A 12,435-nucleotide genomic window follows, 5' to 3' on the forward strand; every position below is an offset into this window, starting at 1 on the left:
TTCTTGGCCCGTCGCTCGCACCGCCACTTCAATCGCCCGAACGCTGACCGCGGCAAATATCGCGGTCATCAGCACGTTTGTCAGGCGACGTCTGTGTCAACTGTATGTCCGCAATCGCCAGCAAGCCGGCTCCTACAGGTTGCGCATGGCGTTATTTTTGGTGGGCCAATTTGTGGCGAGGGAGCTTGCTCCCGCTGGGTCGCGAAGCGGCCCCAAAAAGGGGACTGCTGCGCAGTCCAGCGGGAGCAAGCTCCCTCGCCACCGGTTTTTTGGTCTCTCGAAAATATCCTTACTCTTCTTGGCCCGTCGCTCGCACTGCCACTTCAATCGCCCGAACGCTGACCGCGGCAAATATCGCGGTCATCAGCACGCCGTTGAACCCTAGCATTAACGCCAGAACCCGCGAGACGCCGAGTTTGGGCACCAGCTCTCCATAACCAATGGTCAAACCGGTCACGAAGCCGAAATAGATGCCGTCCATGGGCTTCCAGCCTTCCAGATAGCCGATGATGAAGCCGAACAGCACGATCAGGAAAACCAATACGGAGAAGATCGGCCAGACAACTCGCAAGTAGAAACCGACTGCTTTGAAGAATTCTCGACGGACATGCGCTGCATGAGTGATGTTCATGTCATGGGCTTCCTGAGGATGGGATGAGCTGATGGCGTATCAAGACTCCATTAGCTTGGCACAAACGCTGGAAACCGCTGGTCAATCGCAGCTCGCGACCGACGGAGAGTTGCCGTGAAGATTCAAGGCTAAGCTGGTATTTCACGGCGCAGGAGAACACCGATGATCAAGCACTTGATCCCTCCCGTCCTGATCGCCGTTGTCATCGCGCTCAGCGGTTCTTCGTGCCATGACCCTGGCAAAGATGAAAGCGTAACCGCGTCACAGGCTCCCCCCATCAACGGAGGCGGCGCCAGGATGATCCCGGCGCAGCAACGCATGCCCTCTACGATGCCGCGCCCAAGAAGGTAGCGGTCAGCCCGCTTCGCTTTCGCGGATCAGCTTCTTGTTGATCTTGCCGACGCTGGTCTTGGGAATCTCCGTGACGAACTTGAACTGCTTGGGGATCGCCCACTTGTTGATGCGACCGCGTTCAACAAAAGTTTGCAGGTGGGTTTCGAGGATTTTGCGGTCGAGGTATTGCCCCGGTTCGCACACCACCAACGCCATCGGCCGTTCGCCCCATTGCTCGTCGGCGATGCCCACGACGGCGACCGACATGACCGCTGCGTGCTCGCTGATCAGGCTTTCCAGTTCCAGGGAGCTGATCCACTCGCCACCGGTCTTGATCACGTCCTTGATCCGGTCCTTGATTTCCACGCCGCCCATCGCGTCGATGGATGCCATGTCGCCGGTGTGCAGCCAGCCGTTGTGCCAGAGCTCGGCGCCTTTTTCCGGCTCATTCAGGTAGCCCTGAGTCAGCCATGGTGCACGCACGACGATTTCGCCCTGTGCAACGCCGTCATGGACGACGTCCTTGCCTTCGGCATCGATGATTTTCAGATCGACCATCGGCACCGGTGTGCCAGTCTTGATGCGCAGCGGCAACTGGTCGTGCATCGGCTGCTTGAGGTCTTCGTCACGCAGGTAGGTCACGCACAACAGCGGGCAGGTTTCCGACATGCCGTAGCCGGCGTGCACCACCATGCCTTTGGCGCTGGCTTCGCTAGCGATTCCGAGGGTCAGGGCGCTGCCGCCGAGGAGCATTTTCCAGCCGTCGAAACGGGCGGATTTCGCTTCCTCACAGTTGAGGATCATTTGCAGGATGGTCGGCACGCAGTGAGAGAACGTCACCTTCTCTTCGCGGTGCAGACGGACCAGGCTGTTGGGTTCATAGCGGCCGGGGTAAACCTGCTTGATGCCCATCAGGGTCGCCACATAGGGCACGCCCCACGCATGCACGTGGAACATCGGCGTGATCGGCATGTACACGTCGTCGGAACGCAACAGCGGCTGGCCTTGGTACACGCCCAAAGTGCCGACGGCATTCAGGGTGTGCAGGACCAATTGGCGATGGGTGAAGTACACGCCTTTCGGCGCGCCAGTGGTGCCGGTGGTGTAGAACAGCGTCGCGACCGAGTTCTCGTCGAAGTCAGGGAAGTCGTACTGATCCGAGGCCTGCGCCAGCAACTGCTCGTACTCGCCGAGTACCGGCAGCGACGTGTTGGCGGCGCTGTCGTCGGTGAGCTGGAGGAAGCCTTTGACGGTGGTCAGTTGCCCCTGGATCTGCTCCACCAGCGGCAGGAAATCGTCATGCACCAGCACCAGATCATCCTCGGCGTGGTTCATGGTGTAGAGCACCTGATCCGGCGACAGGCGAATGTTCACCGTGTGCAGCACCGCGCCGATCATCGGCACGGCGAAGAAGCATTCCAGGTAGCGATGGCTGTCCCAGTCGAGCAAGGCCACGGTGTCCCCGGCCTTGACCCCGGCCGCCGTCAGCGCATTGGCCAAACGGCGGATGCGTTTGTTCAGCGTCTGGTAGCTGTAGCGCAGTTTGTCGGCGTAGACGATTTCCCGACCCGGCTCGTAGCGCACCCCGGACAGCAGCAATTGCTTGATCAGCAGGGGGTAGGCATAGGCGCCTTCGGCGGGCGCAATTATTTTTGTATTTATCATGTTGGAGTTCCTTGTCCGTGGCTTAGAACTGCGCCGCGTCCAGTTGATAGAGGCATTCGCTGCCAGCCTTGGCCGACGCGCTCAGCGAGTGGATACGCGGCAACAGACGAGCGAAGTAGAAGCGTGCGGTGGCCAGTTTGCTGACGTAGAAATCGTCACTGGAATCGGTGCTCATGGCGGCTTTGGCCATGCGTGCCCACATGTAGGCGTACGCGGTGTAGCCGAACACTTGCAGGTACTCCACCGAGGCCGCACCGATTTCATTCGGGTTGCTTTGGGCTCGATCCAGCAGCCACGACGTCAGTTCGTCGAGGGTGTCCACGGCGGCGTTCAGCGGTTGGGTGAACTCGCCGAGGTCAGCGCAAGCGTTGGCGGTGAAGTTACGGATTTCCGAGGCGAACAACCGATAGAGCGCCCCGCCGCTGCCGACGATTTTGCGCCCGACCAGATCCAGGGATTGAATGCCGTTGGTGCCTTCGTAGATCTGGGTGATGCGCACATCGCGCACCAGTTGCTCCTGGCCCCACTCGCGGATGTAGCCGTGGCCGCCAAAAACCATCTGGCCGTGAAGGGTGGTCTCCAGGCCCATGTCGGTGAGGAATGCCTTGGCCACCGGGGTCAACAAGGCCACCAGTTCCTGGGCGCGATTGCGCGTGACTTCATCTTCACTGAACTTGGCGGTGTCCAGTTGCAGCGCGACATAGCTGGAGAACGCACGACCGCCTTCGTTCAAAGCTTTCATGGTCAGCAGCATGCGACGCACGTCCGGGTGGACGATGATCGGGTCGGCGGATTTGTCCTTGTGCTGCGCACCGGTGGGCGCACGGCTTTGCAGGCGATCGCGGGCGTACGCCAGGGCGTTCTGGTACGAGCGCTCACCCTGAGCCAAACCCTGAATGCCAACGCCCAGTCGCTCGTAGTTCATCATGGTGAACATCGCCGCCAGGCCTTTGTTCGGCGCGTCGACCAGCCAACCGGTGGCGCCGTCGAAGTTCATCACGCAAGTAGCCGAAGCCTTGATGCCCATCTTGTGTTCGATGGAACCGCAGGACAGCGCGTTGCGTTCACCCAGCGAGCCGTCGTCATTGACCAGCACTTTCGGCACCAGGAACAGCGAGATACCTTTCGGCCCTGCTGGCGCATCCGGTAGACGTGCCAGTACCAGGTGGATGATGTTTTCCGTCAGGTCGTGCTCGCCGCCGGTGATGAAAATCTTGCTGCCGCTGACTTTATAGCTGCCGTCAGCCTGAGGCTCGGCGCGGGTACGAATCATGCCCAGGTCGGTGCCGGCGTGGGCTTCGGTCAGGCACATCGAACCGGTCCAGGTGCCGGCGTACATGTTCGGCAAATACTTGGTTTTCAGCGCTTCGCTGGCGTGGGCGTTGATCGACAGGCACGCGCCCGCGGTCAGCATCGGGTACAGGCCGAAGGACAGGCTGGCCGAGTTGACCATCTCTTCGACCTGCGCCGAAATCGCCTTGGGCATGCCCATGCCACCGAACTGCGGATCACCGCCGACACCGACCCAGCCGCCTTCAGCGAAGGCTTGGTAGGCTTCGGCAAAACCGTCCGCCGCGCTGACCGAGCCATTGCTCCAGGTGCAGCCCTGTTCGTCGCTGGCGCGGTTCAGCGGCGCAATCACTTCACCACTGATTTTGCCGGCTTCTTCGAGAATCGCGGCGGCGGTTTCTTCATCGATCACGTCAGCCAGGCCAGGCAATTCGGCCCACAACCGGGACACCTGGAAAACCTCGTTGAGTACGAAGCGCATGTCGCGCAGGGGAGCTTTGTAGTCAGACATCGTTGCTTACTCGGAAGTGGTCACGGCATGAGGCATGCCAGGACGTTCAGTGGTTTCGGTGGTTTCGGCTGCCGTGACAGCAGCGGTCTCGACCGCTCGTTCGCGCAGCAGGAAGTACGACAGGGCCGGGATCAGGATCAGCGCGCCGAGCATGTTCCACAGGAACATGAAGGTCAGCAGGATGCCCATGTCGGCCTGGAACTTGATCGGCGACCAGACCCAGCACACCACGCCAGCGGCGAGGGTGATACCGACCAGCCCGACCACCCGGCCGGTGAACGACACGGCGTTGCGGTAAGCCTGGGACAACGGCAGGCCCTGACGCTGGAAGTGCAATTGCACGCTAAGCAGGTACAACGCGTAGTCGACGCCGATGCCCACGCCGAGGGCGATCACCGGCAATGTCGCGACTTTCACGCCGATGCCCATGGCTACCATCAAGGCTTCGCAAAGGATCGAGGTCAGCACCAGCGGCAGCAATGCCACCAGCGTCGCGCGCCAGCTGCGGAAGGTGATCAGGCAGAACAGCGTCACCGCCAGGTAGACGTACAGCAGCATGGTGCGGTTGGCCTCACGCACCACGATGTTGGTCGCTGCCTCGATACCGGCACTGCCGGCAGCGAGCAGGAACTGGCGATCTTCGGTGCTGTTTTCCTTGGCGAACTTGTCGGCAATCGCCACCACGGCGTCGAGGGTTTCAGCCTTGTGATCCTTGAGGAACGCAATCACCGGCATCAGCGAACAGTTGTTGTTGAACAGCTCCGGCGAGTTGACCGATGCCTGTTGCGCGGCGTAATTCAGCACGTCCTGGTTGCGCTGGATGCTGTTGAGCTTGGGGTTACCTTCGTAGGTACCCGCGGTGATCTGCCGTACCGCGTTGACCAGCGAGGTGGTCGCTTGCACACCCGGATACTGTTGCAGCTCCCAGGCCAAGCGGTCGGCGAGGGTCAGCGTCTTGTAGTTCAGACAGCCTTCCGGCGCAGTCTTGATCATCACCGCGAACAGGTCGCTGGACAGCGCGTAATGCTGAGTGATGTAGGCGTTGTCGCGGTTGTAGCGCGAGTCCGCACGCAACTCCGGCGCGCCGCTTTCCAGGTCGCCGATCTTCAGGTTCAGGCTGACCATGAAACCGCCAATGCCCATCAACACTGCGACCAATACGGCACCGGTGGCCCACTTGCGCGTGGTGAAGCGGTCGAGCAGCTCCCACAGTTTGCCAAAGCCTTTGTTGCGTTCGGCGCGGTTGTCGATTTTCAGTGCGCGGTCAGCAGCCTTGGCGCCGACGCCGACGTAAGACAGCGCCACCGGCATCAGCAACAGCGAGGTGAAGATCAGCACTGCGACACCGATACTCGCGGTGATTGCCAGGTCCTGAATCACTGGAATGTCGATCAGCATCAACACCGCGAAGCCCACGGCGTCGGCCAGCAATGCGGTGACGCCCGCGATGAACAGACGGCGGAAGGTGTAACGCGCGGCGATCAGTTTGTGGGTGCCACGGGCGATGTCCTGCATGATGCCGTTCATCTTCTGCGCCGCGTGGGACACGCCGATGGCGAAGATCAGGAACGGCACCAGCACCGAGTACGGATCAATGGCATAACCCAGCCAGGCGACGATGCCCAGTTGCCAGACCACCGCGATCAGCGAGCAGCCGACCACCAGCAATGTGCTGCGCACGCAACGGGTGTAGGCATAAATGATGATCAGCGAGGTGATGACGGCGAGGCCGAAGAACATCATCACCTGAATCAGGCCGTCGATCAGATCGCCCATCAGTTTGGCGAAACCAATCACGCGGACCTTGTACTGGCCCTTACCCTCTACCCCGGATTTACGCGCGGCACTGTCGCCGGCGTATTCGATCTTGTCGCGCAACTGCTCTTCGAGCATCTGCGAGAACGCGTGATAGTTGATGGGCTGACCACCCGCGGCGGCTTTATCCAGCAGCGGCACGATCAACATGCTCGACTTGAAGTCGCTGGCCACCAGGCTGCCGACGATGCCGGCGCGAGAGATGTTCTGGCGCAGTTGTTCGATCTGTTCAGGTTGACCCGAGTAGGTGTCGGGCATCACCGGGCCACCCTGGAAACCTTCCTCGGTGACTTCAGTCCAGCGCACCGCCGGGCTCCACAGCGACTTCATCCACGCCCGGTCGACGCCTTCGGTGAGGAACAACTGATCGTTGACCTGCTTGAGCACGTCGAGGTACGCCGGGTCGAAAATATCGCCCTGAGTGTTTTCCACCACCACCCGCACCGAGTTGCCCAGGCCGCGCAGCGACTGGCGGTTTTCCAGGAAGTTCTGGATGTACGGCTGGCTCTGCGGAATCATTTTTTCGAAGCTTGGGCGCAACTCCAGGCGAGTCACGGCCATGAAGCCCAGCACCACGGTGGCCAGGGCCATCAGCAGCATGAACAGCGGCCGATAGTTGAACACCAGCCGTTCGAGCAGGTTGCCGGAGCGGTGGTCGAAATCACGCAGATCGCGGATCACCGGCATGGCGTCTTGTTTGATATTGCCCATGTCTGGGTTCTCGCTCTTAGGGTTCGAGGGCTGGATCGGCGGCCAGCGTCCGTGCGCCACGGCTGCCTGCCACCACCAGCGCGCCATCGGCGGACTGGGTAGCACCGGCTATGGGTGTCGGTGTCGGTTTCTGCACCAGATACAGTTGTGCGCCAGAACCCTGGCTCACCAGCATCTGCCCTCCCTGGGTGAACAAGCGGTATTGCCCGCGCGCATCGATAAGGCCGGCGGTGACGCTGACGTGCAGACCGGTTTTCAGCGCGGTCCAGTTTTGCCCGCCGTCGGTGCTGCGCAACACGTTGCCGCGCAAGCCGTAGACGAGCACTTCGCCAGGCTTGCCGAGTACGCCGAAGAAGCTGCCCTGATAAGGCGTCGGCACCGCAGCGAAACGCTGGGTGTTGTCGTCCCATTTGAGCAACAGGCCTTGCTCGCCGGCGATGTACACGGCGTCGCCGGTGGAGGCGATGGCGTTGAGGTGGAAACCCTGCGGGTTGTCGGTGCGATCCTGGAATGGGGTCCAGGTCAGGCCACCGTCTTCGGTGCGCAGGATCAGGTTGAACACGCCGACGACATAGCCGACTTTTTCATTGGCGAACCAGACGTCAAGCAGCGGCTTGTCCGCGCCTTGATCGACCAGTCGTTGGCCTTCCATAGCCAACTGGGGCCATTGCTCGTTGCCCGGTTCGGCGCTGGCCAGCGCCGTGTAATGGTTGACCACCAACGTACCGATCTGGCGGCCGTCAAGTTGCTTGCTCCAGGTCGCGCCTGCGTCGCTGGTATGCAGCACCACGCCGTCATTGCCCACCGCCCAGCCTTGGCTGGCGGTCGGGAAGTTAACGGCGGTGAGGTCAGCACTGACCGGCACGGATGCCTGTTGCCAGTGCTGGCCGGAATCATCGGAAAACAGAATATGACCACGCTGGCCGACGGCGATCACACGCCCACCGGCGCGGGCCATGCCAGACAACGGGCTTTTGATGGCCAGGGCGCTGACCTTGGCGGGCAGGTCCAGCACATCGACGTAATCGTTCGCATGGGTGATGCCCTGCGACAGGCAGAGCACAACGCCAAATGCCAGCTGCAACATATTATTTTTATACGAACACATACCGCGTCCTCTTCGAAAAACCGCGCCGGGGCACACGTTGGTGTGCCTGACGTTCGAACCTGGCGCCCGCGGCGATCGGCATGCACCGACCGCAGCACGGTTCACCGCCTTGTGAGCAGTGGACCGTACGGGCGTTTTTTACGGTTGGCTTAGCGAATGCCGCTACCGGCCAGCGATTCCGAAGACCACTGGGCCTTGGAGAGCGGTTCGATGTACTTGATGCCGCCGTAAGGGCCGACTACACCGTTGATGTTGTAGGAGCCGCCCACCAGGTCGTAGATCATGAATGGCGTGGAGTCCGGAACCTGCTTGTCATAGCTCTGGCTGAGGAAGGCGAACGAACCGCGATAGAGCTGACCACGGGCGTCATATTGATCCGAGGCCAAAGCGGTCCAGCTGTCTTCGTCGAGGTAGAAGCGGCGCTTGGCGTAGATGTGACGAGCACCGGCCTTGAGGGTGCCTTCGACGACCCAGACGCGGTGTTTTTCCCAACGGACGAAGTCCGGTGCCAGGTGATTAGGGGTCGTGATCGACTTCGGATCCTGGACGTAAGTCAGCTTGTAGGTGTTGTAGGGCACGATCATTTCCTGCTTGCCCACCAGCTTCCAGTCGTAGCGGTCCAGCGCACCGTTGAAGACGAACACGTCATCGTAGGTGCCGGCGCCGGCAGTACCCGGGTTAGGCGTGTCGTACGCCAGGCTCGGTGCCAGTTTGACCCGACGCTGGCCAGGCAAGTACTGCCAGGCGCGACGTGGTTGCTGCAACGGGTTGGCGGCGTCCTTGAGCATGATCGCCTCGCCGGCACGGCGTGCAGGACCGGTGTAGGCCAGCTTCATCTGGTAGTACACATCGGAGCTGCTGATCGGCTGCGAAAGGTTCTCGTAGATTGGATAGGAGATGTTCGCCTGCCCGGTGGTTGCCAGGCTCGGAACGCCAGCAGAGTCGACGTTCCAGGAATCGTACTTGGAGCTGATGCTGACACCCTGGTAGCGCAGCAGGAAGTTCCACATCGCTTCGTTACCCGACTGCGGAATCGGGAACGGCACGCCTGGCAGCACGTTGTCGATGGCCAGGCCACCTTCCAGCGACTTGGCATCGGTGGCGTTTTTCACGCCATTGTCCAGCACCGCTTTTGGCAGCGAGACGGTACGGTGGGTCGGGAACACGTTGACGTGGAAGGTGGAAAAACGCTTGGCCAGTTCCACGGTGGTGGCGCTGAGCATGCCCTTGTACTGATCGACGTTCTTGCCGTCGATCACCAGCAACGGTTGCTCATTGGCAAACGGATCCGGGCGCATGCTGTCACCGGCTTTGAAACTGGCTGGCGGCGTGGTCAGGCCACCGTTGTAGGCAGGAATGGAACCATCAGCGTTCCCGGCCTTTTCGGCGCCCACCAGAGTCAGGTTGCTGCCCAATTTGGCGGCTTCCTGGGTTGATACAGCGGCCTGTGCCTGAGCGGCAAGGACCATGGCCAGCGAAGCGGCCAACACGGTTTTTACGAATTTCATGTTGTTATTCTCCTGCTTGCATTGAGCAAATCAGTGGTGAATCAAAAAGTGGTTTTCATCGTCAGGTAAACAGCGCCACGGTCCTCAGTCGTTGCACCACCACCGGAAAAGGCTGAGTAGCCACCGGCGTAACAGGCGTAGTTTTCGTTGCCGCTGAAGGCGTTCGGCGCAGCACCGTCACCGCCATTCGGACCGGTACTCACACCACTGACATTGCACTTGTCGGCCTTGCCGAAAGAATCCACGTACTTCAGGTCGACAAAGTATTTGTTGTACACAACGGCACCCAGGCCGACTGCGTAGTTACCGGTGTCTTTGGCACCGCCACCGGAGACCGGTGACACACCATCGAGACCGAGGTTGATCGACATCGGCGCGTTGAGGTCAACACCGGGAAACACCTGGTACCAGGTCGGTGTGAAGTTGACCGCGATGCCCCAGTTATCCCGGGTCGGCTGATCGATGCCGCGGTAGGTGCTCTTTCCTTTGTAGAGCGCTTCATTCTTGCTATCGAGCTTGAGCAAGTTGCTGTAGTACAACTCGGCGAGCAGGGTCGCCGAATCGAACACGGGGGTTTTCGGCATGGTCATCAGACCGTTGAGCGTCCAGTGCAGGGTGTCGCCGGTGGCGGCCATGCTGTCGCCCTTCTCCGGCGTGTCATAAATCACGCCGGTGGAAGCCGTGCGCGCCGGCAACAGGCCAAGACCCTGGCCCAGACCCAGCGGACTGGTGGTGCTGACAATCGCCGGAATACTGGCCAGCGGCATGTTGTGACGAACGTTCAGGTCGGAACCCACGCTCACCCCGCCGACGTCCTTGGACAGGCTCAGGCCGACGATCTTGATGTTGTCGGCGTAGGCCATTTGATAGGTGGCAGTGTTCAGCGAGTTGAGCGTGTTGACGACCGCTGGCACTTGCCCTGCCGGACGGGTGCCGTTGGCGTTGGCCGAGCTGATGCCCCTGGCATCCAGCCACGCTTGCGGCAGGATTTCCGAGGTTTCGCGGTAGTAAACGCCGAGGGTGCCGTCCAGCCAGGCTGGCGACCACTTGGCCATCAGGCCCCAGTCGCCGCGCTTGTCCGGTGTCAGGTCATGGCCGCGACGGACGTTGGTCAAACCGTTGCACGGCGCCAGGCCACAACCCAGCGGGCTGCCCGGAACCACGGCGTTGGTGTTGCCCAACAGGAACGATTGCGCACCGAAACCGACCAGGTCGGAACCGCCGTAATAGGTGCCCGCTTCCGGCAAGCGCGCTTCATCCCAATCGAGGAAGTACTGCGCCGCCAGGGTCAGTTCAGGGTTGACCGTGAACGACATCGACAGCTGATTACGCGGGACGAACAGCTCCTTGGCTTCAGTGCCTGGCGACGCGGCCAGTTTGGCCAGGTCGAGGCCGGATTGGCCGTAGCTGATCGAGTGCACCGGGTTGAGAATGGTCTCGCCCCAGAACACGTTGTGCTGGCCAGCCTTGAAGCTCAGCATCGACTCCTCGCCCACTTCGGTGCTGTAGAACACGAAGGCGTCGAGGATTTCGCCGGACGGACCGGTGTAGTAACGCTGTGCATAGTTGCTCAGGTGCGGGCTGCCAGTGCCAACGTTGTCATTGGTAACCGGGGCCAGGCGCGGGTCGTTGGCGATCAGGCCTGACGTCGAACCGTTGCCGTTGACGAACGGGTTGGAGTTGGAGCCGGTGTTCTCATAAGCCTTGTCGTACCAGCTTGCAGCACTGACGCGAAAGCCCATGTGGTTTTGATAGACCACGTCCATCTCGGTCAACAAGTCGACGCGATTGGTGATGTTGGTCCCGGACTTGCGGAAGTTGTAATCGCCGTCGTTGTTGTTCGGCGTTGCCAACATGCGTTTGTCAGCACTTTCGGTGCGTACGCCGTAGTTGTACTTGATGGTGTTATCGACTCGCACAGCCCAGTCCGGGTTGCCCGTTTCGATCTCTGCCCCATAAGCGGCCGGCATAATGGCGGCCAGGATAGCCGACGCCAGCAAGGTGTAGCGTGTTGTGGTGAAGCCGTGACTCTTATTGTTGTTGTGCATTGCGTTGTCTCCGCCTTTTTGTATTTGTTTTTAGCGCAGCCGCCCTCGCGCGGCCAGGTGAGGCCAGCGTTTCAGGGGTGAGGGCAAATGCCGGTCGGGATGCGGCCCGACTGGCTCCTGTACTAGCGGTCCAGCTCCAGGATGAGTTCTTCGGCCTGGGGCCAGTGACCGAAACCGGCCGCCGGGTTGAGGTGGCCGACATCGCCCAGATTGAGCAATTCGGCGCCCCAGCCATGGGCCAGGTGAGTGGCAGCGTCCAGGCTGGCCAGGTGATCGTTGGTGCTGGCAGCCACCAGGCTACGGAAGGGCAGTCGGTTTTTGGGTAGAGGATCCCAACCGTTGCTGCGCAGGGTTTCAGGGGATGGGTAATTGGCGGGCCACGCCGCATTCAGATCCGGTGGCGCGGCCAGCAAAGCACCCTTGATCGGACGAGTGAACTGCGCAGCCCAGTGCGCGACCATCAACACACCGGCACTGTGGGCAACCAGAATCACCGGCCCGTCGATCTGTTCAAGTTCGTGCTGGATCGCCCGGACACGCGCCTGGCAATCGAGCTTGTCGGTCTCGAGCGGCGGCACGCTGCGTACTTTGCTCAATCTGGCTTCCAGCAGCGTTTGCCAATGTTCGGCAACGTGCTCGCGCAGACCGGGTACGATCAAAACGGTGGCAGCAGTTTGCAGTTTGTCCACGTCAACACCTTTGCTTTCTCGATGACTCGACTGGCTCTTTCGCCAGGGGCTTTTTGTAGTGTCGACATTAAAGAGCGCCCACCCGCTACGCTTTACATTGGACGTCATGCACTTTTCTTTTGATGA

The 12,435-nt window shown here is 60.8% G+C and carries 8 protein-coding genes; all 8 read right to left on the reverse strand.

All coding sequences use genetic code 11. The features are described 5' to 3' along the window. Positions 1-289: 289 nt before the first annotated feature. The 8 genes from NL64_RS04665 to NL64_RS04705 all read right to left on the reverse strand — a co-directional run bounded on the left by NL64_RS04665 (position 290) and on the right by NL64_RS04705 (position 12,309). Entirely contained in the window at positions 290-631 is a 342-nt protein-coding gene (locus NL64_RS04665; protein ID WP_034146991.1) for a potassium channel family protein, read from the reverse strand. Between the two features lie 354 nt (positions 632-985). Beyond that, entirely contained in the window at positions 986-2,629 is a 1,644-nt protein-coding gene (locus NL64_RS04675) for a fatty acid--CoA ligase (protein ID WP_034146993.1), read from the reverse strand. A 22-nt stretch (positions 2,630-2,651) separates the two neighbouring features. After that, a complete protein-coding gene (locus NL64_RS04680; RefSeq protein ID WP_034146994.1) occupies positions 2,652-4,430 on the reverse strand; it encodes an acyl-CoA dehydrogenase C-terminal domain-containing protein in 1,779 nt (592 codons plus the stop codon). Positions 4,431-4,436: 6 nt separating this feature from the next. Further along, positions 4,437-6,956, reverse strand: a complete 2,520-nt coding sequence (locus NL64_RS04685) for an efflux RND transporter permease subunit (protein WP_034146995.1) — start codon at positions 6,954-6,956, stop codon at positions 4,437-4,439. Positions 6,957-6,972: 16 nt separating this feature from the next. Further along, complete coding sequence (locus tag NL64_RS04690) at positions 6,973-8,064, reverse strand: WD40/YVTN/BNR-like repeat-containing protein (RefSeq protein WP_034146996.1); 1,092 nt, start codon at positions 8,062-8,064, stop codon at positions 6,973-6,975. Positions 8,065-8,213: 149 nt separating this feature from the next. After that, positions 8,214-9,572 (reverse strand): DUF1329 domain-containing protein, encoded by a 1,359-nt coding sequence (locus tag NL64_RS04695; protein WP_034146997.1) that lies wholly within the window; start codon positions 9,570-9,572, stop codon positions 8,214-8,216. A gap of 41 nt (positions 9,573-9,613) precedes the next feature. After that, the gene (locus NL64_RS04700; RefSeq protein ID WP_034146998.1) at positions 9,614-11,620 is read right to left on the reverse strand and encodes a DUF1302 domain-containing protein; all 2,007 of its coding nucleotides are present in this window, start codon (positions 11,618-11,620) and stop codon (positions 9,614-9,616) included. 122 nt (positions 11,621-11,742) lie between these two features. Further along, positions 11,743-12,309, reverse strand: a complete 567-nt coding sequence (locus NL64_RS04705) for an RBBP9/YdeN family alpha/beta hydrolase (protein WP_034146999.1) — start codon at positions 12,307-12,309, stop codon at positions 11,743-11,745. Between the last annotated feature and the right edge of the window lie 126 nt (positions 12,310-12,435).

The sequence above is a fragment of the Pseudomonas fluorescens genome, from assembly GCF_000802965.1.
Taxonomy (GTDB): Bacteria; Pseudomonadota; Gammaproteobacteria; order Pseudomonadales; family Pseudomonadaceae; genus Aquipseudomonas; species Aquipseudomonas fluorescens_A.